Source organism: Bradyrhizobium sp. LeoB3 (assembly GCF_055456055.1).
In genome coordinates this window covers 115,006-137,005 of sequence record NZ_JBVBEF010000001.1, presented here as the reverse complement: position 1 = coordinate 137,005, position 22,000 = coordinate 115,006, and the positions used below count along the sequence as shown (strand labels likewise).

Annotated in this window: 17 protein-coding genes; 12 read left to right on the top strand and 5 right to left on the bottom strand. The window is 61.5% G+C overall.

From position 1 onward, the window contains the following. Nucleotides 1–82: 82 nt before the first annotated feature. From ACZXDY_RS00530 to ACZXDY_RS00520, 3 genes are all read left to right on the top strand, one after another. On the top strand, nucleotides 83–1,747 hold the full coding sequence (locus ACZXDY_RS00530) for an arylsulfatase (RefSeq protein WP_464344049.1): 1,665 nt from the start codon (nucleotides 83–85) through the stop codon (nucleotides 1,745–1,747). 228 nt (nucleotides 1,748–1,975) lie between these two features. After that, nucleotides 1,976–3,034, top strand: coding sequence for an HAD family hydrolase (locus ACZXDY_RS00525; protein WP_464344048.1), 1,059 nt, complete (start codon nucleotides 1,976–1,978; stop codon nucleotides 3,032–3,034). 395 nt (nucleotides 3,035–3,429) lie between these two features. Further along, on the top strand, nucleotides 3,430–5,562 hold the full coding sequence (locus ACZXDY_RS00520) for a cytochrome c3 family protein (protein ID WP_464344047.1): 2,133 nt from the start codon (nucleotides 3,430–3,432) through the stop codon (nucleotides 5,560–5,562). 52 nt (nucleotides 5,563–5,614) lie between these two features. On the opposite strand, the gene ACZXDY_RS00515 is transcribed toward ACZXDY_RS00520, so the two are convergent. Continuing rightward, the gene (locus tag ACZXDY_RS00515) at nucleotides 5,615–6,313 is read right to left on the bottom strand and encodes an enoyl-CoA hydratase-related protein (protein ID WP_464344046.1); all 699 of its coding nucleotides are present in this window, start codon (nucleotides 6,311–6,313) and stop codon (nucleotides 5,615–5,617) included. On the opposite strand from ACZXDY_RS00515, the gene ACZXDY_RS00510 reads away from it, so the two are divergent. After that, nucleotides 6,312–7,187, top strand: a complete 876-nt coding sequence (locus ACZXDY_RS00510; RefSeq protein WP_464344045.1) for an aminotransferase class I/II-fold pyridoxal phosphate-dependent enzyme — start codon at nucleotides 6,312–6,314, stop codon at nucleotides 7,185–7,187. The genes ACZXDY_RS00515 and ACZXDY_RS00510 overlap by 2 nt on opposite strands. After that, nucleotides 7,184–7,564, top strand: coding sequence for a RidA family protein (locus ACZXDY_RS00505; protein ID WP_464344044.1), 381 nt, complete (start codon nucleotides 7,184–7,186; stop codon nucleotides 7,562–7,564). Before ACZXDY_RS00510 ends, ACZXDY_RS00505 begins: the two co-directional genes overlap by 4 nt. A gap of 225 nt (nucleotides 7,565–7,789) precedes the next feature. On the opposite strand, the gene ACZXDY_RS00500 is transcribed toward ACZXDY_RS00505, so the two are convergent. Beyond that, nucleotides 7,790–8,275: a helix-turn-helix domain-containing protein gene (locus ACZXDY_RS00500; protein ID WP_464344043.1), complete on the bottom strand. Its 486-nt coding sequence runs from the start codon at nucleotides 8,273–8,275 to the stop codon at nucleotides 7,790–7,792. 313 nt (nucleotides 8,276–8,588) lie between these two features. On the opposite strand from ACZXDY_RS00500, the gene ACZXDY_RS00495 reads away from it, so the two are divergent. Beyond that, entirely contained in the window at nucleotides 8,589–11,150 is a 2,562-nt protein-coding gene (locus tag ACZXDY_RS00495; RefSeq protein WP_464344042.1) for an ATP-binding protein, read from the top strand. Nucleotides 11,151–11,193: 43 nt separating this feature from the next. On the opposite strand, the gene ACZXDY_RS00490 is transcribed toward ACZXDY_RS00495, so the two are convergent. Then, nucleotides 11,194–11,943, bottom strand: a complete 750-nt coding sequence (locus tag ACZXDY_RS00490) for a GntR family transcriptional regulator (protein WP_464344041.1) — start codon at nucleotides 11,941–11,943, stop codon at nucleotides 11,194–11,196. Between the two features lie 140 nt (nucleotides 11,944–12,083). On the opposite strand from ACZXDY_RS00490, the gene ACZXDY_RS00485 reads away from it, so the two are divergent. The 3 genes from ACZXDY_RS00485 (at nucleotide 12,084) to ACZXDY_RS00475 (ending at nucleotide 16,311) form a co-directional block, all read left to right on the top strand. Then, entirely contained in the window at nucleotides 12,084–13,451 is a 1,368-nt protein-coding gene (locus ACZXDY_RS00485; protein ID WP_464344040.1) for a class-II fumarase/aspartase family protein, read from the top strand. Nucleotides 13,452–13,541: 90 nt separating this feature from the next. Further along, nucleotides 13,542–14,855, top strand: coding sequence for a cation:dicarboxylate symporter family transporter (locus ACZXDY_RS00480; protein WP_456643830.1), 1,314 nt, complete (start codon nucleotides 13,542–13,544; stop codon nucleotides 14,853–14,855). A gap of 52 nt (nucleotides 14,856–14,907) precedes the next feature. Continuing rightward, a complete protein-coding gene (locus ACZXDY_RS00475) occupies nucleotides 14,908–16,311 on the top strand; it encodes a class II fumarate hydratase (protein WP_464344039.1) in 1,404 nt (467 codons plus the stop codon). Between the two features lie 234 nt (nucleotides 16,312–16,545). Here ACZXDY_RS00475 and ACZXDY_RS00470 read toward each other — a convergent pair whose 3' ends face one another. Continuing rightward, on the bottom strand, nucleotides 16,546–17,748 hold the full coding sequence (locus tag ACZXDY_RS00470) for an aspartate kinase (RefSeq protein ID WP_464344038.1): 1,203 nt from the start codon (nucleotides 17,746–17,748) through the stop codon (nucleotides 16,546–16,548). Continuing rightward, on the bottom strand, nucleotides 17,749–18,933 hold the full coding sequence (gene nagA, locus ACZXDY_RS00465) for an N-acetylglucosamine-6-phosphate deacetylase (protein WP_464344384.1): 1,185 nt from the start codon (nucleotides 18,931–18,933) through the stop codon (nucleotides 17,749–17,751). It lies immediately after the preceding gene. Between the two features lie 118 nt (nucleotides 18,934–19,051). On the opposite strand from nagA, the gene ACZXDY_RS00460 reads away from it, so the two are divergent. The 3 genes from ACZXDY_RS00460 to ACZXDY_RS00450 are packed head-to-tail and all read left to right on the top strand — an operon-like array spanning nucleotide 19,052 to nucleotide 21,961. Then, entirely contained in the window at nucleotides 19,052–19,975 is a 924-nt protein-coding gene (locus tag ACZXDY_RS00460) for a glucosamine kinase nucleotide-binding domain-containing protein (protein ID WP_464344037.1), read from the top strand. 19 nt (nucleotides 19,976–19,994) lie between these two features. Then, nucleotides 19,995–20,951 (top strand): N-acetylmuramic acid 6-phosphate etherase, encoded by a 957-nt coding sequence (locus ACZXDY_RS00455; protein ID WP_464344383.1) that lies wholly within the window; start codon nucleotides 19,995–19,997, stop codon nucleotides 20,949–20,951. Then, nucleotides 20,948–21,961: an SIS domain-containing protein gene (locus ACZXDY_RS00450; RefSeq protein WP_464344036.1), complete on the top strand. Its 1,014-nt coding sequence runs from the start codon at nucleotides 20,948–20,950 to the stop codon at nucleotides 21,959–21,961. The genes ACZXDY_RS00455 and ACZXDY_RS00450 overlap by 4 nt, the downstream gene beginning before the upstream one ends. Nucleotides 21,962–22,000: the final 39 nt, after the last annotated feature.

Genomic DNA, 22,000 nt, shown 5'->3' with positions numbered 1-22,000 from the left:
CTTTCGGCAGCCGCCAACTAAGGAAGCAACCATGAGCTTGTTCCGACCAATTTCGGGCGCTCTTGTCTTGGCGTGCGCCGTCATGACAGTGGCAAGCATTCCTGCCTCCGCCCAGCAGGGACAAAAACCCAACATCCTCTTCATCATGGGCGACGATATCGGATGGATGCAGCCAAGCATCTATCACCGCGGCCTGATGGTGGGAGAAACGCCTAATATCGATCGCATCGGCAACGAGGGTGCCATCTTCATGGACTACGTCGCCATGCAGAGCTGCACTTCCGGCCGCAATGCGTTCTTCACTGGCATGTATCCGCTGCGCACTGGCATGATCCCGCCACAGCTCCCGGGGAGCCCGTCCTACCTGCGGCCCGGCACGCCGGCTCTCGCCCAGTTCCTGCTCGATCTCGGCTACACCACCGGCGAGTTCGGCAAGAACCATCTCGGCGATCACACCGATGCCCTGCCGACGGCACACGGCTTCCAGGAGTATTGGGGCTATCTCTATCACCTCGATGCGATGCAGGGCGTGAGCTTCCCCGACATCAACAAGACCGCGCTCCAGCAGACGGTTGCGCCGCCGTGCAAGAACACGCCGATCCCCGGCGTGCCGGAAGTGCCTGGCGCGGTGGATCCCAAGACGACGATCTGTCTAACGCCCCCGCGCAATATCCTGTCGTGCAAATCTTCGGACGGCACCAGCAAGAACCAGATGTGCAGCGACGAGGGTCCGCTGACCCTGGAACGATCGAAGACGGTGGACGAGGAGATCTCGGAAAAGGTCATCAGCTTCCTCGACCGTAACGACCCCAAGAAGACCAATAAGCCGTTCTTCGTCTGGTACAACCCGGCCCGCATGCACGTCGTGACCGTGCTGCCGCCGAAATACGAGGCCATGGTGGGCGAGCGCGGCGGCAAGGACTGGGGCGTCAACGAAGCCGGCATGAAGCAAATGGACGACAACATCGGCCTCGTCCTCAAGAAGCTCGACGACATGGGTCAGGCCGACAATACGATCGTCGTGTTCACCACTGACAACGGTGCCGAGCAGATCAGTTTCCCGGACGGCGGCATCACGCCGTTCAAGGGGCAGAAGGGCGAGGCGTGGGAAGGCGGCTACCGCGCGCCGATGGTCATCAAATGGCCGGGCGTCATCAAACCGGGCACGGTGAAGAACCAGCTTTTCGCCGCCCTAGACTGGATGCCCACCCTGGTCGACATCGCCGGCGGCCCCAAGGGCGACGAGCTGAAGCAGCAGATCGAGGCAGGGAGGTATCCCGGCATCGTCAAGACCACCCTCGACGGCGTCAACCAGCGCGACTACCTCGAGGGCAAGTCCGAAAAGTCCGCGCGCGACTTCTTCTTCTATTTCTCGGGCGCGACGCCGTCGGCGGTGCGCTACAAGAACTGGAAGATGTATTACACGATGTCACAGCCCGGGCCGGCCGGCTGGATCATGCCGCTGATCCCATTCCATTTCACGCTGGTCCAGAACATCAAGCGTGATCCCTTCGAGCAGAATGTCGGCATCGACCAGAAATCGGCCATGAGCCTGGGCGGCACACTCGGCGCCCCGGCCACGGCTTTCCAGTACGACTGGAACCTGTTGCCGATCGGTCAGCAGCTATGGCTGCAGCACCTCCTGACGTACGAGAAATTCCCGCCGCTGCAGGCGCCGGAGAGCTACAACCTGAGCGGGATCCTGGACGAGGTCAAGAAGGCCAATTCCCGCGCAGCGAGCGACTAAGCTGCATGAAGCGAGCGCGATGTGAACAGGCAGACGCCCTACGGGGCGTCTGCACACGACAGTTAGAGCGAAAGATGGCTTCTACGCCTGCCCAGAATATTCAACCTTCGCTCCGATCCGTTCGAGCGGGCTCAGCACGAGTCCGGCGACGACGTGCGCTGGTTCATCGAACACGCCTTCCTGCTCGTGGCAGCGCAAGCGATCATGGCGCAGAATTAGGAGACGATCATGCAGGCTCTCTTGCACTATCGCACGAACCGCCGCGTTCTGATTTCGATCTTGACGCTGTTGCCTGCCTTGTCCAGTCCGCTCCTGACGATCCCGGCATTGGCGCAAACAACGTCGCAGGCTCCATTACCTTCATGGAACGATGGGGCCGCGAAACAGGCGATCCTCGACTTCGTGCGCGTCACGACCGACACCGCGAGCCCGAACCACGTGCCACCGGAGAATCGAATTGCCGTCTTTGACCAGGACGGCACGCTCTGGGTCGAGCATCCGATGTACACGCAAGTGCTCTACTGCCTGGAGCGCGTCCCGGCGGTGGTCGAGAAAAAGCCGGAGCTCAAGGACGTCGCGCCGTTCAAGACCGTGCTCTCGGGCGATCGGGAGGCGATCGCCAGGCTTTCCTTGAGGGACCTGGAGGAGATCCTGGCTGCGACGCTGACGGGGATGTCGGTGGAGGAGTTCAAGGCCGAAGCGAAGCAGTGGATCGCGACCGCGCGAGATCCACGCTGGAAGCGCCCCTACACCGAACTCGTCTATCAGCCGATGCTCGAAGTCCTGCAATTCCTGCGTGATAACGGTTTCAAGACCTTTATCGTGACAGGTGGAGGGCAGGACTTCGTGCGTGTATACGCCGAACAGGTCTATGGCATCCCGCCTGAGCAGGTCGTCGGTACCGCGGGCGGAACGAAATACGGCTACGGCAAGGACGGCAAGCCGTTTTTGACCAAGGAGCCTAAGCTTATCCTGAACGACGACAACGCCGGCAAACCGGAAGGGATTCACCTCATGATCGGGCGCCGGCCGTATGCGGCGTTCGGCAACTCGACGGGCGATCGCGAGATGCTGGAGTGGACCGGTGCGGGTACTGGTGCGCGTCTGAAGATGCTGGTGCTGCATGACGATGCCGCCCGCGAATACGCCTACGGCCCGGCACAAGGTCTGCCGGACACCAAGGTCGGCACTTTCACGCCCGCGCTCTATGACGAGGCCAGGAAGGACGGCTGGACGGTGATCAGCATGAAAAACGATTGGAAGCGAGTGTTTCCGTTCGAGCAGTAGCACCGATTCTGAAGGGGATCCGGCAGGCGATGGACCGGCTCAGCCGGCAATGGCGCGCAGACATTTTGCCGAATCTGCATAGCGCGGGACAGCACCAGAGGATTTGCTGGAATTCGTCCTTAGCCTGCAGCGGATAGCAATTCGTGGCGCGCAGCGACAACAGAGCAGATAAGAACCAGAGGCCACCGACGCGCGCCGCCACATGGATGGCGATGGCAGTTCTCGCGTTGGGTGGTTGTGCACTCCTGTTTGCCATCAATGGCGGTGTCGTCCGCCCTGCGGCTTTTCGTTCAAGCAAGGCCGCCTCTGCTGCCGTCTTTGTCGGCAGTGAAGCCTGCGCCGGGTGCCATCAGGCCGAAACCGCGTTGTGGAGGGCGTCCCAGCACAAGCATGCCATGCAGCACGCGACCGCCGCTTCCGTGCTTGGGAATTTCAATGACGCCGGTTTCGACTATTTCGGCGTCCATTCGCGGTTCTTCAAGAAGGAGGACAAATTCTTCGTGGAGACCGATGGTCCTGACGGCAAGCTTGCGACTTTCGAGATCAAGTACACCTTCGGCATTGATCCGCTCCAGCAATATCTGATCGAGTTCCCCGATGGCCGTATTCAGGCGCTTTCAATCGCCTGGGATAGCCGGCCGAAGGACAAGGGCGGGCAACGCTGGTTTCATCTCTATCCCAATGAGGAGATCAAGCACGACGACGTGCTGCACTGGACCAAGCTCAATCAGAACTGGAATTTCATGTGTGCGGAGTGCCACTCCACGGGCATCCGGAAGAACTACGACGCGGCCGAGGACCGCTTTCGCACGACCTGGACGGAGATCAGCGTCGGCTGCGAGGCATGCCACGGCAAAGGCTCGCGGCACGTCGCTTGGGCGCAGAGCCAGCGGAACTGGTTTGGGAAAGACGATGACCCGCGCAAGGGGCTAGCCGTCTTGCTGAACGAGCGGGACGGCATTACTTGGCACCCCGATCCGAAGACCGGCAACCCGCAACGCAGCATCGCTCCTGCGGTGACACGCAGGGAGGTCGAGACTTGCGGATTGTGCCACGCCCGACGCGGTGAATTTTCGGAAGACTGGGTACCAGGACAACCATTGTCCGACACGCATGCCGTTTCCCTTCTTGCTCTTGGCCTGTATCACGCGGACGGGCAGATGCTCGATGAGGTGTATAACTACGGCCCGTTCAAGCAGAGCAAGATGTTTGCAGCCGGCGTGACCTGCAGCGACTGCCATGACCCTCATGCCGCCAGGCTCCGCGCTCCAGGCGACGGCGTTTGCCTGCAATGCCACGCCTCCGACAAATATGAAGTTGCCTCACATCATCGCCACGAAGGCGTTGTGCCGGCCGTGGCTTGCGCGTCATGCCACATGCCCGTCAGCACCTACATGGTGATCGACAAGCGGCACGACCACAGCCTTCGAATTCCGAGGCCAGACCTCTCCGTAAAGCTTGGCACCCCGAATGCCTGCAACAATTGTCATGCCGACAGATCCGCACAATGGGCGGCCGACGCGATCGAGCGCTGGCACGGACCGGTCCGGAAAGGCTTTCAGAATTACGCCGAGGCTTTCCAGGCTTCCTGGACCGGCCGCGCAGACGCTGCCACACTGCTGGCTGTGGTGGCGGCCAGTCCCACCGCACCGTCCATTGCGCGTGCGAGCGCCCTTGGCGAACTTCATTCGCGGGTCTCACCTGCGAATATCGAGCTCGCGCGCAAGGGATTGGCAGATGCCGACCCGATGGTGCGGGTCGCAGCGCTCGACATGCTCGACGGCCTTCCGGGCGAGCGGATCTGGCCGTTGGTCGCGCCGCTTCTTGCCGATCCAAGCGGCGGCGTTCGTATCAGGGCGGTGTCGATCTTGGCCGCCGTTCCGACCGCGGCCCAGCCCTCGGCGGACCGCGCGGCCTTCGAACGGGCCGCTGCCGAGTTCATTGCGGCGCAACGTCTCAACGCCGACCGACCCGAGGCACGATCGACCGTCGGAAACTTCTTTGCGCGGCGCGGATTGGCAGCCGATGCAGAGAGCGAATACAGGGCGGCCCTGCGGCTCAGCCCGCAATATGCGCCTGCGGCGATCAATCTGGCGGACCTTTATCGGCAGCTTCGCCGGGACCGCGACGGCGAAAGTGTTCTGAGAACTACGATCACGTCTTCACGCCAGGACGCCGGCTTGCACCACGCCCTCGGGCTCAGCCTGACGCGGCAGAAGCGGCCGGACGACGCGCTTGGCGAATTCCGCACGGCGAGCGAGCTCGAACCTGACCGGTCGCGCTACGCCTATGTCTACGCCGTGGCACTACATTCGTCGGGCCGCATCGGGGAATCGATTGAAGTCTTGAAGGCGAACCTGACCCGCCATCCGGACGATCGCGAGTCCCTGTCTGCCCTCGTCTCGTTCAGCCGCGATTCCGGCAACATTGCTGCCGCCCTTGAATACGCCGAGCGACTGTCCCGCCTCCTGCCGAATGACCGTGAATTGACCCGCCTCACCGACGATCTTCGCGCACGTTTGAAGTGAAGCGAATACAGCGATCACGCAGGAAATATGCCGGCTACGCGATCGCTACAGGCTAGTTTCCACGAAAGACTGGCCTGCGCTTCTCTCGCTGAGCCGCTCGACCTTCCGCATAATCTTGACTGGCATAACATCGATCCGCCGCCCGCTGCGCACGTTCGAGATCCGGCGGTCCGTCGCGCCGTGCTAGCTCCTGGAATGCGATCCGCGCTGCGGCCAGACTAAGCGGTGCACCAGACAACAAATCTCCTACCGCCGCGTCCACGATAGTTGCCATCGCTCCGACGCTGTCGGCCAACCAGTTTACGAGCCCCAGACGAAGCGCATCCTCGCCTCCGTAGCGGCGCCCTAGCAATACCATCTCGCGTGCCTGAGCCAGCCCGACCACATTGAGGATGGTCGCGATATCTTCGAGCCGATAGGGCAGACCGAGCCTTACCGCAGGTACTCCAAACTGCGCATTCTTCGTGCAGACCCTCATATCGCACATCAGAGCCAGCTCAAAGCCAGCTCCAAGGCAATAGCCGTTGATCGCAGCAATGCTCGGCTTGGTCAGCGCGCGAAACCGAGTAGCCACGTCGCGCTGCATGGCGTTGTAAGCCGCTGCAGCGACAGGATCGGCCCGAACCTTGTCGAACTCGCTGATATCGTTGCCCGAGCAGAAGCTGCGGTCGCCCGCGCCGTGGAGCACCAGGACGCGGACGGCGGCATCATCCTGCACCTTCGCCAGAAGCTCTGGGAAGGCGCGCCACATGTCCTGGTTGATGGCGTTCAGCCTGGATGGATTGGTGCAGGAAGGCGATCGTGTCTTCAGCGAACGGATTGTGCGTTTCCTTGGCGCAGAGCCGGGCCACGTTCCGCTGCATCTCGATGCCGGCGACCCACATCCGGACTTCGACGTCCTGGAAGCCGAATTTGCGAGCCGGGGCGCTCGGCTGTTCGTATTCTCTCATCCGAACAATCCGTCTGGCGCAGTATTTTCGGAGGCAGTGATCGGCCATATTGCGGAGCTGGCAAAGCGCTACGATGTCACTGTCCTGGTGGATGAACTCTATTCCAGGCTGATACACGAAGGATCTTTCACTCACCTGGCCGCGCAGCGCGGAATGTTCGAGCGTACAGTGACATTGCTGGGGCCGAGCAAGACCGAATCCTTGAGCGGCTATCGCCTTGGCGTGGTGGTTGCACCGGAGAAGATAGCTACGCGCATTGAGGACGTGCTGTCCGTCACTGCGCTGCGTGCGCCTGCTTATGCGCAGCACCTCCTCACTTGCTGGCTGCGCGACGACCATGTCTGGCTGGCGGAGCGAATGACCGCCTTCACCGCGCTAAGGACACTCACCAACCAGAAGCTGCGTCAGCTTCCCTGGCTCAAATGGCAGCCGCAACGGGGCACCGCCTATGCGTGGGTCGACGTCAGCGCCCTTGAACTGCCCGGGCCGACCGTGGCCGAGGCTCTTCTCACGGAGGCTGGAGCGTTGGTCAGTCCCGGATACCAATTTGGCCCTGCAAGTGGTGGCCACTTTCGGGTTTGCTACGCGCGCGATGAGAACGAGTGGAGCTCAGCGCTGGATCGCATGGTTCGCACGCTGGACACGCTGAAGAAAAAGCGCAGGGCGGTTGCATGACGACCCGCCAGGCGATCTCGACCGTCGCGGCGTCCCCACCGGCGGGTCCCTATTCGCAGGCCATCAGCGCAGAAGGACGATTTGTCTTTCTTGCCGGCCAAACACCTCGGACAAGGGACGGGCGGCGCATCAGCGATGCGCCGTTCGTTGAGCAAGCTCGTCTTGCGCTCGACAACCTCGAAGCCGTGGCGCGTGCATCGGGTCTTTCGCTTCGGCACGCCGTGAAGATAAATGTCTATCTTCGGTCTCTCGAGGACATCCCCGCGTTCAATCAGGTGTTTGCGGAATATATTGGTGATCCACCACCGGCCCGCACGTTGACTCAGAGCAGCTTCATCGATTTCGCCGTCGAGATCGATGCCATCTTGCTGGCGTGACAAAAGATCGGTTCGAACAAAGAGGTGACATCATGATCCGATTCCATCCAATCCGATCATGATCTCATCGACCAATCGTTGCTGGCGTGGCGTCTGGTCGAACCGCTGCCGGTAGATTCGCGAAAAATGCGTGGGCAAGCGGACCGCAGAGTTGGTGCGGTGCACATTGCTGACACAGCTTGCATTCGCAGGGGAGCGCAACCGGTCTCAAGACCGACCTTTAGGTCAGCGCTTCAAGTTGCGGAGGTCACGCGGCGAAATATCATAGCTCGCCTTGAACGCATGACTGAAACTCGCACCGTCTGAAAAGCCGTTCCTGAGCGCAATTTCGGTAATGCCCACGTCAGGGACATCCAAGATTTCCGCTCGCGCGCGCTCCAGACGGAGCTGTTTGATAAAATGCGCTGGCGTTAGTCCAATCTGACCGAATGCATTGTACAGAGATCGCCTCGAAAGACCGAGATCGCGCGCCAGTCGATCCGGACCATAACTCTCATCAGCGATGTTTTGCGTAACCATCACACGCGCGCGAAGAATGATTGCTGGCAGCGGTCGGTCGAACGAGGATCCGGCTTCAGGGCCAAGTGAAAGAAGCGCGATATCGATCAGAGATTCAACGGTCAGCGCATCTGCAGGTGAACGACGCCCATGCCATAACAGCGCCTTCGATCCTCCCGCGGCCGCCGCAAGCGGCCCGCTAGCTCCTCCCAACGGCGCTCCGTTGCAACTGTAACAAACAACGCGAGGTGGGTCGTTGGCGCGACAAATTATGTCACCACGGTGACAAAACTCGAAACACCGAAATCGCGCCGTAACAAAGCCGATGTACTGCCCTCCCCCAATTGGAGCAGCAGAGAAGTAAGAGATGACACGAAGGCGACACGCACGACGTCCGCTGGTCGGTCGGACCGATTACCGTGATCGCGAAGCCAAGGTGTGCTGCGGGCATGACGCCCTGCGCCGTCCTCGCCCGCCAAAGCTCTACAGCCTGCAACGTCAGATTTCTCGTCCTGGAAATTAGGCAGTGGCTTTATTGTTGCGGCTGTTTGCCCTGGTGGCCTTTGCCCTTCTGCCTGGAATCGCAATCCAGTTGTACAATGAGTTCGACCTCCGTTTCTCGCACCAAATGGAAGTGCAAGAGCTGGCGCTTGGTCTCGCCAAGCTCGCGGCCGCCGAGCAGCAGCAGATCATCCAAGGAATTCGCCAGGCATTGATTGCACTCTCGGAGCTTCCCGCGGTCAAGGCGAAGGACGCCCCCGGATGCGAGGCTTACCTCTCCAGAATCAAGGAGCGCGATCCGGAGTTCATTGATTTTATTGTGGTCGACATGAATGGCGATTCGTTCTGCGACTCGACCAGCGATTACAAGCCCTCGACCGCCGCCGGGCGCGCCTACTTTGCCAACGTCCTGAAAACCAGCAAGTTTACCGTCGGAGAGTTCGCGCACGGCCGAGCGACCGGCCGCAACGTCCTCCACTTTGCCCTGCCATTCTATGCCGACGATGGCCACATGGGCGGCGTCGTAATAGCCGCCCTCAGCCTCGATTGGCTGGCTCATTATCTCGCGCAGAAGGGCCCACCCCCCGGCGTCGCCCTCGCCATTAGAGACCGCAACGGCACGTACCTCGCACGCTATCCTCGTAACGACCAGTTCGTCGGCCGGAGGATACCCGATGACCGTTACTTGCACTCGGATCACTCGGGCACAACAACCGCGCGCGACATTGACGGTGTAGAACGGATCGTAGGCTACACGGCGCTGCAAGCAGACGCCGGAGAGATTTTTGTTACCTTCGGCGTCGACAAGACGCTGGCCTTCAGTCAGATCCAACGTCGTACGCGGCTAGGCATCCTTCTGATTGTCCTGGGCACGTCGGTGGTGCTGGCCTTGACCTGGTTTGGTGCCCGTCGGTTCATCCAGCATCCGCTGGGACAAATGGTTGATGCGGCCAACCAATGGCGGCTTGGCGACTACGCGTGTCGAGTGCATATCCGGGACAAAGGATCAGAGATTACCCGGGTCGCCGACGCATTCAACACCATGGCCGATGCGCTCGCGAACCGCGAACACGAGCTGCACGATGCCAAGGAGAAAGCCGAGCAGGCAGCGGCTCGGATCACGACAATATTCGAGAGCACGACCGACTGCGTCCTCATCGTCGATACAGAATGGTACATCACTTATCTGAACGAGAGGGCGAAGGCGCAGCTCGCTGTAGGATATGACCTCATCGGCATGAATCTGTGCGAGATCTTTCCGGATTGGACCGACAAAGACCTCTCGGCCCGAGCACATACGGCGATGTCGGAACAGAGCTCCGCGTCCGTCGAAACGTTCTTCCGAGATGTCTGGTACGCGGTCAATGCATTCCCATCCGGCGAAGGCATCGTCATCCTGTTTCGAGACATCACCGAACAGAAGCACGCCGTGGAGGCGCGGCGCTTGATGGAAGAACAGCTTCATCAGAGCCAAAAAATGGAGGCCGTCGGCCAACTCACGGGCGGCGTTGCCCACGACTTCAACAATTTGCTGATGGTGATTTCCGGCAATCTCGAACTTATCGAGAGCCGTACGGCAGACGACAAATGCGTCCAGAGACTCGCAGTAGCGGCGCGGAAGGCCGCCGACCGGGGTGCGAGCCTAACCGCGCAGCTTCTCGCTTTTTCCCGACGGCAGAAGCTGAACCCGAAGACCATTCACATTGATGCTCTCATTCGGGATTTTCAGGGACTGATCCTTCGCGCACTCGGGAACAGGTGCAAGATCAACCTTGTCGCGGATGATCAACTGTGGCCATGCCATCTTGACCCTGCGCAGCTGGAGACAGCACTCCTCAACCTGGCCCTGAACGCGCGCGACGCCATGCCGGACGGCGGCAGGCTCGATATCGAGGCACGAAATATAACCCTTGACGAGGGCGCCATTGCCGACGCCGCGTCCGGATCGTACGTCAAGCTCTCCGTCACCGACACTGGCTGCGGCATGCCGCAAGACACGCTGGATCGGGTGTTCGAACCGTTTTTCACCACGAAGGAGGTCGGCAAAGGAACCGGGCTCGGCCTCAGCATGGTTTATGGGTTCGTCCGGCAATCCGGCGGCCATGTCGCCATCGAAAGCACGGTCGGAATGGGAACCACGGTCAGTCTCTATCTGCCCAGATCCGGCCAAGCGTCCGATGTGGGGAGGGATATCACCCAACTCCAGGACATAGCAGCAGGGTCAGGCAGGGTTCTCATGGTCGAAGATGATCACGACGTCATGGACGTCACGTCAGCAATACTGAGAGAGCTCGGCTATGAAGTCCTCTGCGCCCAAGATGGCGCCGACGCCATCCGGATTCTGAGGGATAACAAGAAACTGGATCTGCTATTCAGCGATATCATGATGCCGGGAGGCATCAGCGGTGTTGAACTGGCTCGCGAAGCGAAGCACCTCTGCAGCGGCATCAAGATTTTGCTCACTTCAGGCAACGCGGCAGACACTTTGTCGCGCCACGGGGCAGAGGGCGAGTTTCCCGTTATCGGCAAACCCTTCCGTCGCGCCGAGCTGGCGCAATATCTTCGGGCGGTTATGAGCGCAGCCTGAAATCATCTCCTGCTGGGAATGTTTTCGCGCAATGCACGGGACCTCACTCCCGCTCCGAATCCTTCCGCATCAACCTAGTCGTGTAGCTATATCGATCGGCCGGGTGAATGCTGAGCGATACTTCGGCCATCTCGTTCGAGCTGAAGAGATATTGGCGCCGGATCGCAAGCGCGTGCGCGCCCGGCGTGGCCTTCAAAGGCTCCGCCATGTCATGGGACACGCCGACCGCACGGATATCCTGACGAATTTCGCTGAATCGCCGGCCGGATATCTTTTCTACCAGCGTGCCGAAGATGTCGCGATGGTCCTCCATCCTGGATCGAACCTCGCGCGCAAAAGCGTCGTCAATGTAGACATCAGTCCAGCAGATCGGCGTCTTCGTTGCATCGCCGGGGATCATGCGGAGGCTCGATATGCGCAGCCAGCGACGCCCGGGCTGGCATCCGAGATCCCGTGCCAGCGCATCATCGGCGACGACCTCGGCAACCCGCTGGACGTGGCGTTCGGTTTCGACGCCGAACCGCTGCACGGCCTCTATGGATTCGAGCGCCTGGGTAAATCCGCCACCGCTGCGCTGCGGCGTCAGCGCTTCGACGCGGGTGCCTGCATTCCGCTTGCGGCTGACGAGGCCTGACGCCTGAAGTTCGCGCATTGCGGCACGCACCGTCGAGCGGCTCACGGCAAACTGTTCGGCCAGCTCGAACTCGTTGGGCAGAACCGAACCTATGGGATGTCGACCGCCCGCGATTGCCTCCGTGAGCAGGCGAGCAACGTAAGCGTAACGCGTTTCCACACCTGCCTCCGTTCTATCCGGTCAATGGAAGCCCAATGCGAGTGGGATTCGTCAAGAAAGGATGTTGACTCATCCTTTATGTACGTACATATTAATATGTAGGTACATAATATAACACAAGGATCCAAGGGAGTCGACGGATGGGCAGCACAGTTTTCGATTCGGCTTTGTTTCGCGACATGTTCGGGACTGCCGAAATGCGGGCGGTCTTTGCCGACGATGCGCTCATCGCGCGCTATATCGAAGCCGAAGTCGCCCTTGCCCGTGCCCAGGCCCGATTGGGCGTGGTGCCGAAAGCCGCCGCCGACGCCATCGAGGCGGCTGCGCGCTCCATCAAGATCGACGTCGAAAAGCTGCGTCACGAAACCGAGATCGTCGGCTACCCCATCCTTCCGCTTGTGCATCAGCTTTCGGAAGCTGCGGGTGAAGCTGGTCGTTACGTTCATTGGGGGGCGACGACCCAGGACATCATGGACACGGCCAACGTTCTGCAGATCCGGGCAGCGCTTCAAATCGTTGCGCGTGACCTGCGCGAGGTCCGTGACATCCTGGCGACGATGGCGCGGAAATACCGCGACACGCCGATGGCCGGGCGAACCCATCTCCAGCAAGCGCTTCCAGTGACGTTCGGCTACAAGGCCGCGGTCTGGCTGTCCTCCATTGACCGGCATATCGAGCGCGTCGATCAGGCGCTGCCGCGTATCCTGCTTGGCGAATTCTCCGGGGCCGCCGGCACGCTTGCCTCTGTCGGCGCCGCCGGCCTCGAAATGCAGAAACTGTTCTGCGAAGAACTGGGACTGCATCAGCCGTCGATCACATGGCACGTCGCCCGGGATGGCATCGCCGAGTCCGTGACTTTGCTGGGCCTCATCACCGGCACATTGGGGAAGATCGCGACCGACGTGATGCTGATGTCGGCGTCGGAATTCGGCGAAGTCTCCGAGCCGTTCGTGCCTGGGCGTGGTGCCTCGTCGACGATGCCGCAGAAGCGCAATCCCATTTCCAGCGAGCTGATGCTCGCGGCGGCGAAGGCCGTGCGGCAGCACGTCGCCGCGATGCTTGACGGCATGATCCACGATTTCGAGCGGGCGACCGGCCCCTGGCATCTCGAATGGGTGTCGCTGCCGGAGAGCTTCCTGCTGACCGCCTCGTCGCTGGCCAACGCCAAGTTCATGCTCGCCGGCCTTGTCGTCCATGAGCGGCGAATGCTGGACAATCTCGATCTCACCCAAGGCCTCATCGTTGCGGAGGCCGTGATGATGGCCGCCGCGCCAAAGCTCGGGCGGCAAAAAGCGCACGACGTCGTCTATGACGCCTGCCGCAAGGCCATCGAAGGCGGCGGACAACTCGCCGACATTCTCGCTGATGTGCCGGAGATCGCCGAAGCTCTCGGTGGCAAGGATGCGATCAGGCGTCACTGCGATCCCGCGAACTATTTGGGCCTGTGTGGCCCGATGGTCGATCGCGTTTTGGACATTTCAGGCGCGAACGCCGCTCGCGACGACTGATATCGCCCGCGCCGAGCACCCGATCTCATTAATGCGCCGCAGAGCGCCGCTTCAGCCCAACAGATGACCCAGGAGGACACCATGGCCGCCATGGCGACAACGCAGCGCGACGACATCGCTCTCGAACAGACCGTCAAGCCAACGAAGAAGGCCCTGTGGAAGAACCTCGGTCTCCAGGTTGCCGTCAGCATGGTGCTCGGAATCATCGTTGGTCTTGTGTGGCCCGAATTCGGCGCTTCCCTGAAGATCCTCGGTGATATCTTCCTGCGGCTGATCAAGACGGCGGTCGCGCCGCTGGTTTTTCTCACGGTCGCCGTCGGCGTCGTCGCGGCCGGAGACATCAAACGGGTAGGCAAGGTCGGGCTGATCGCCATGATCTATTTCGAGATCGTCTCGACGATTGCACTGGCACTTGGCCTGCTGTTCGGAAATCTCGTCGGGGTCGGCAAGAACCTCGATCATATCACTGCGCCGGCAACAGCAACCAAAGGCGCCGAAGCCGCGACGAAGGCCGCGGCAACCTCGCACACGACATTCGACCAGTTCCTGCTCAACGTCTTCCCGGACAATTTCGTCGGCGCCTTCGCGCGCGGCGAGTTGCTTCAGGTTCTCGTCATCGCGTTGATCTTCGGCTTCGGGCTGATGGCGCTCTCGCCGGAGAAGCGCGCCCCCATCGAGAGCGGACTGAACACGATCTCGACCGCGTTCTTCGAGTTCATCCACATCATCATGGCCTTGGCGCCGATTGGAACGTTCGGCGCCGTCGCCTATGCCGTCGGCTCCAATGGAACAGCCGTACTCATTTCGCTCGCATACTTCGTGCTGACGTTCTACGCCTTGGTTATCCTCTTCATTGTGGTGGTCCTCGGCGCAGTCTGCGCCATGTTCAGCATCAATATCTTCCGGCTGCTGCGTTACATCCGCGACGAAATCATCATCATGCTGGGCACCGCCTCCTCGGAAAGCGTGCTGCCGCGCCTGCTGGAGAAGCTGCCGGCGTATGGAGCCTCGAAGCAGACGGTCGGGCTCGTCCTGCCGACTGGATACGCCTTCAATCTCGACGGCACCTCCCTGTTCATGTCGATGGGCGTGATCTTTCTGGCCAATGCCTATGGCGTGCCGCTCAGCTGGGAGCAGGAAATCGGAATTCTCGCGATCATGCTTTTGACATCGAAGGGCGCGGCCACGGTCTCAGGTGGTTCCTTCGTCGTCTTCGCCGCGACCGTCACGGCATCCGGAATTCTGCCGGTCGACGGCCTCGCGCTGATCTTCGGCGTCTATCGCTTTCTCTCAATCGCGCTTGCGACGTGCAACGTCATCGGCAACACGGTGGCAACGGTGGTCGTCGCGAAACTGGCCGGAGAGTTCGACGAGACCGCCTGGAAGCGCGTCGAAACTGCCTAGCGCAAACTGAACTTAATCTCCGGTTTCGAGTCTCCACGGGAGGACAGCCAACGTGGTCCAGTCACGCATCGAACATGACGCATTTGGCGCCATCGAAGTGCCAGCCGATCGCTATTGGGGCGCGCAGACGCAACGCGCGCTTGGGGTATTTGAAGTCGGTGACGAGCGTTTTCCTGCGTGTCTGTTTCGCGCTTTTGCTGTGCAGAAGATCGCGGCGGCCCGTGCCAACGTTCGGCTTGGCGTGCTTGATCGGGCGATTGGCGAGCCGATCGAGCTGGCTGCCGTGGAACTGCGGGAGGGCCGCTTCGACGATCATTTTCCATTGACGATCTGGCAGACTGGTTCTGGCACGCAGACCAACATGAACGTCAACGAGGTCATTGCCAACCGCGCCAACGAAATGCTGGGTCAGCCACTCGGCACGAAGGCACCGATCCATCCCAACGATCACGTCAATTGCTCGCAGTCGTCCAACGACAGCTTTCCAACAGTGATGCACATTGCCGCCTCGCTGGAGATACGCGACCGCCTGCTGCCGGCTTTGAAAGCGCTGCGCGACGAACTCGCGGCGAAGGCCGTATCTTTTTCGGACGTCGTGAAGATCGGACGCACGCATTTGATGGATGCGGTTCCCATGACGATGGGACAGGCTTTTCAGGCCTTCTACACCCAGATCGATAATTGCATCGCCCGGATCGACGATGCGTTGCCTCGCCTCCATGTCGTCGTGCAGGGCGGGACCGCGGTCGGATCCGGCCTCAACGCGGCGGCTGGCTTCGACGTGACGTTCTGCGATGAACTGAGCGCATTGACCGGCCTGCCCTTCACGTCAAATCCGAGCAAGTTTGAGGGGATGGGCGCACACGACACTCTGGTTGAAGTTTCCGGCACGCTCAACACGCTTGCAGCGTGCCTTCTCAAAGTCGCGAACGACATCCGGTTTCTGGGTTCAGGCCCGCGCTGCGGCCTGGGTGAGCTCGTCATCCCGCATGACGGGCTGACCTCGTCCATCATGCCGGGCAAGCGGAACCCGACCATCGCAGAAGTGGTGACGCAGGCTGCCTTTCAGGTGATCGGCAATCACGCGACCGTCACGGCAGCGGGCGCGTCGGGTAACTTCGAGCTCAACGTCGCCAAACCCGTGCTGATCTACAACATCCTGCAGTCGATCCGGATTCTGGCGGACAGCAGCCGGACGTTTGCGGTGCGTCTCATTCATGATCTGGACATCGACCGGCAGCAGCTTGATCGGAACGTGTCGAACGCCCTTCTGCTCGCGACCGCTCTGAATCCGATCCTTGGTTACGACAAGGTCGCGAAGATCACCGCCAAGGCGTTGAGCGATTCCACGACACCGCGCGAATCTGCGGTGGCGCTCGGTTTTCTTAGTGCCGAGGACTATGATCGTCACGTCGATCCGCATATCATGGCAGGGATCGGAAACAGAAACCGATAGGTGGCGATTTTGATTCCAATGCGACGATGAGCGCGATTCGGTCTCGCGGGCGATCGCGCTCCAGCGAGTCCACGCCACCCCCAGATTCATAAGCGCGTCGCGGACACTAGCAAGCCAGTGTCACAATCCCATGTCGGACATGGTACACACGGGTCGCTGCAACGCTGATATTATAATGTCGATGGTTTTGCGAGCGCCCGGCTGTTCGTGACCGAGCTGAGCTCGCGCTCGGCTTTATGCGTGCTGGACAAGCGAATGCAGCGCCTTGACCGCAGCCTCCCGGTTCTCCACGGGGACGAACAGACTGACCGAATGCGGCGACAACACGTAACTGTCGGGGACGATCCCATGCTGTCCAAGAACCTGCAACGCCCTGAACGGCAATTCCGACGAAACCCCGCCGAAGCAGGTGAGACTGACCGAGCTTGAAGCTTCGCGCTGCTTGCGCAGGTCCTTGGCGTGCTCCAGCGTGCGGAGCAGGGCGTCGAGCCACTCTGTATCGCAGGCCACGGTCATGCTGGTTTTTCCCGCGGTGAAGCCCGAGGCGAGGAGCTGCGGCCAGGACAGGCTGTTTCGCTTCAGATGCTGCGCGAATACCTCGAAACCGTGATTGAGATCCTTGGAATCGATTTCCACGTGCTCAATGCGAACCATCGAGTTGACGGCCAAAACCTTTCCGTTTTCCATGCCTGCAACCTCTTTCATCACTTGCGTGCTGTGCTCGACGCCGCCCCACCGCTTGATAACCAGAGGCACATCCTGACTTTGCGCCAGCTCTACGCTGCGAAAATGCAGGATCTTTGCGCCCCAGAAGCACATTTCGGACAGGGATTCGAAGTCCACTCGCCGCAGCGGCCTTGCATCCGGCACGATGCGCGGATCGGCCGAACAAATTCCGTCGACCTCTTTGATGATTTCACAGCGTTCGGCTTTCAGCGCCGCGGCCATCGCAACGGCCGTGGTGTCGCTGCCGCCCCGGCCGAGCGTGGTGATTTCCCTGGTCGCCGGGTTCACGCCCTGAAATCCTGCCAGCACCACGACGCGACCGCGATCAAGCTCCTCACGCACACGAATGGGCCGGACATCCAGAATGCGTGCCGAGGAATGGGAGTCGTCGGTCATCACGCCGGCTTGGCTGCCGGTGAAGCTGATCGCTGATACACCGAGGTCGGCAAGCGCCATGCTCATCAGGGACATGCTGATGCGCTCGCCGGTCGTCAGCAGCATGTCGAGTTCACGGCGATTGGGAGCAGGACTTACCTGATAAGCCATCTGGATCAACTGGTCGGTGGTCTTGCCCATGGCGGAGACAATCGCCACGACACGATGACCACGGCCATGCAGTTCGGCGAGACTGCGCGCAACCGCGCGAATTTTCTCCGGTGTTTCGAGACAGACACCGCCATATTTTTGCACGATGATGGGATGGTTGCGCATCTAACCTCGGTGAGAAGCCGCGCCCGTCTCGTCCGTCGAACCGACACCGCCTATCCATGTGCCGATGACTTCAAAGTTCGGATTGAAGGCGACAAGGTCCGCGCGGCATCCAGGCGCGATCCGTCCAAGCTCGGACTCCAGGCCCAGAAATGAAGCGGGCGTCCGAGAGGCCATGATGAGGGCATCGACGAGGGAGATTCCGGCGAGCTCAACAGCGTTGCGCACCGCCTCGATCATGGTGAGGTGAGCACCCGCGAGGGTGCCATCGGGGCCAGTCAGGCGATTTTCATGCAACGTGATCTGCCTTCCCTGCAGCATGAATTGCCGGTCGTTCGTGCCCACGAGTGGCATGGCGTCAGTGACCAGCATCAATCGATCGCGTCCCTTGCAACGGAAGGCAACACGCAAACCGGCGCGGTCAACGTGGATGCCGTCGCAGATGATCCCTGCAAACAGCCGGTCATCCCAAAGCGCGGCGCCCACCAGGCCCGGCTCCCGGGCGTTCAACTGCGACATGGCATTGAACAGGTGGGTCACCCCCGAGACACCGCGATCGACCACCTGGCCGATTTCGGCTGCGGTGGCGTCGCTGTGGCCGGCCGCGATACGCAATCCGGCGCCAATCAATTCATCGATCATGGACGCGGGCACGCATTCCGGGGCCAAGGTCACAATGGAGCGGCCGCGGCCCCCAAAACTTTTGATCGCGGTGAGATCGCGCCGATCGGGCACGCGTATCTCGGCTTCCGGATGAATGCCCTTGCGAGACCTGTTGAGAGCCGGCCCTTCCAGATGAAAGCCGAGCACGCCGGGAATCGTCAGACAAGCCTGGGCGACTGCAGCCAATCGCTCGATGACCTCGCTGCGATCGGTGATGAGGGTCGGCAGGCAACCCGTGGTCCCCTGCTTACGGTGCGCCTCAACGATGCGTCGAACGCCAGCCTCCGTCGGCTGGTCGTTGAGAAGAACGCCCCCGCCTCCGTTCACCTGGATGTCGATGAAGCCGGGTGCAAGGATCGCGTCTGCGGGAAGGTGGATGGCGGCGCGTGCCGCCGCCTCGCCGAAGGTGATGCTTTCAATCCGCCCCTGCGATATCCTGACCGACCCCGGGCCGCGCATGTCGACACCATCAAAGATGTGTTGCGCGGCAATCGAGAGAGAGGCGGAAGACCCAGCGTGGCCCATCTGTATTGATCCGAGAATGGCAGTCATGGACTCGTGAGGCGAGTCCGGTATAACACCCCATATGTACACCAAGCGGCTTCGGGAGGGACCCGGAGCGAAACCCTGGCGTTAACTTTCCATGGGAACAAAAGGTACCACGTATCTCGGCATTGATGGCGGCGGAACCCGCTGCCGCGCCCGGATCGAGGACGAAAGCGGCAGGGCGATCGGTGAAGCGAGCTCCGGACCTGCTACGACGCGGATCGGCTTCGAGAAGGCCTGGCGGTCCATCATGGAGGCCACCGAAGCGGCAGCCGCACAGGCCGGACTGACGCACGAGGATTTCGCGCGGATGCACGCCGGATTTGGCCTTGCCGGAATTGGTCGCCGAGGCGCGGAAGCGGCGCTCAACAAGATCGCGCATCCCTTTGCGTCTGTCATCTTCATCAGCGACGGCCTCGCGGCCTGTCTCGGCGCCCATAGCGGCGCAGACGGGGCTATTGTGGTAGCCGGTACAGGCTCGGTGGGTGTCGGCCTGATCGACGGCCGCGAAATCCGTCTCGGCGGTTACGGTTTTCCCGTGTCTGACGAAGGCAGCGGCGCTGACATCGGCCTGCAGGTTGTTCGATTGGCGCTGCGGGCCGCGGACCGCCGCGGCGAGCTGACCCCATTGCTTTCAGAGGTGCTGGGCGCATTCGATCATGATCCCTATCAGGCGGTGGCTTGGTCTGAAGAAGCCAGAGCCACGGACTACGCTGCGTTCGCGCCGATCGTGATGCGCCACGCCAACCAGGGCGATCCGGTCGGCCGTCGCATTGTCGAACGCGCGGCCGATGCCATTGGCGATCTGCTCGATCTGTTCCTGGCGAGAGGAGTTGACCGGCTCTCGCTGGTGGGCGGACTCGCGGATGCCATTACCCCCTGGCTGACGCCTGACCTGCGCGCTCGCCTGAGGCGTCCCGACGCCGACGCGGCGGCCGGCGCGTTGCTGGTGGCGCGAGGGCGGCTTGACCTGCCCCAAAGAGAAACCGACCATGAACAGGATTCAAAGTTCCGCGTTTGATGGCGCACGGATCAACTATATGGCCACCGAAGAAGTCGATCCCCGCTTTGCCGATCTTGATGCATGGTCGCTGACGTCAGCGATGGAAGCGATGTGGGAGGGCCAGCTTGCGGCAGTCGCGGCGATCGGCCATGCCCTCCCCGCGATCACTGCGGCGACCGAAGCGGCCAAGGCGGCGCTGGGCGATCGCGGACGCATTGTATATGTCGGCGCCGGCACCTCGGGCCGCGTGGCGGTCCAGGACGGCGCCGAGTTGCTGCCGACCTTCGCCTGGCCCAACGAGCGCGTCCGCTTCATCGTCGCCGGCGGAGACAGCGCGTTCGTCACCAGCGTCGAGGGCGCGGAGGATGATGTCGATGATGCGGTCACGCAAATCAATGCCGCGCGGCTCACACCGCACGACGTGGTGATCGCCGTTGCCGCCAGCGGGACAACACCATTCACGGTCGCGGCGCTGCAGCAGGCAGGCTCTTTCGGTGCCGTGACGATCGGCGTCGCCAACAATCCCGGCACCGCACTGCTGGCATCGGCAAAGTTTCCGATCTTGATCGAGACCGGCTGCGAGCTGATCGCCGGCTCGACGCGGATGAAGGCGGGCACCGCGCAGAAGGTTGTGCTGAACCTGATCTCTTCAGGGATTATGCTGCGCCTTGGCCGGGTGTATCGCGGCATGATGGTGAACATGCAGCCGACCAATGCCAAGCTGAAGCGGCGCGCCGAGGCCATGGTGGCGCAAATCGCGCACTGTGATCCGTCCCACGCCACACGCTCGCTTGAGCAGGCCGAGGGAGACATCAAGACGGCTAGCCTTCTGGCGTTGGGTGTCGACAGGGTTGATGCCGAGACCATTCTGAAAAACTGTGACGGCAACCTTCGGCACGTGTTTGCCGAGCTCGCCAAGGATAGTGACAAGGATGGTGACCGGCATCCCAAGGGCGCGGCGACACGCAAGCAAGGCGGAGCGATTGAGCCGTGACAACATCCGCGATGGCGAGCGAAATCGGGGAAAGCGCGGATGTCGTCGCCAAAATTGTTCGTAACCGCCCGGCCACGCGCGACATCGCGCAGCGAATTGGGATTGGCTCCGCGCCCCTGTGCGTTGTGTGCGGCCGGGGAAGCTCCGGGCAAGCGGGGGTTTTCCTAAGATACCTTGTCGAGACGCGGCTTCGCCTTCCCGTTTCCGCCAGCGCCCCTTCGGTGATCACGGCATTTCGTACGCCCTTGATGCTGCGCGATGCGCTGTTCGTCGTAATCTCGCAATCCGGGCGCAGCCCGGATCTTGTCGCGGCGACCAGGTCGGCGCGATCAGCGGGCGCCCGCACCGTCGCCATCGTCAATGCGACGTCGTCGCCGGTGGCTGACGCAGCGGAGTTCGTGATTCCGATCGAAGCCGGCAAAGAACACTCCGTAGCGGCGACCAAGACCGTGATCGGCTCGATGGCCGCCAGCGCCGGACTTGTTGCCGAGCTGGCGGAAGATCGTGCACTGCGGTCAGCCCTCGACAGGCTGCCCGAGCGCCTGCACCGCGCGCTGGCGCTCGACTGGTCCGGGATTGCCGATGATCTCGCCAAAGCGTCGGCCGTGTTTGTGGCGGCGCGGGGCCTCGGCCTGGGCTCGGCGCGGGAGATCGCGCTCAAACTTTCGGAAATCCTGCGCCTGCCTTCCATGGGTCTGAGCGCCGCCGAGCTGCAGCATGGGCCGCGGGCCGCGTTATCATCGCGCACGCCGGTTATCATGATGCGCCTCATGGATGAAACGGCGGCCACGGTGGACGCGCTGGCAGAAGAATTGCGCGAACAGAAAATCGCGCTGCATCTATGCGGCGGACCGCATGGCTCGCTGGCCTGGCTCGCCGAGGATGACCCCGCAACCGACCCGATCACCATGCTCGTTCCAGCCTATCGGATGATCGAGCAGACGGCGCGCGCGTGCGGATTTGACCCGGATCGCCCCCCTCGCCTGAGCAAGATTACCGAGACGTTTTGACGGCTGACTAATCGCTGGCTGGAACGCAGCGACGTGCAC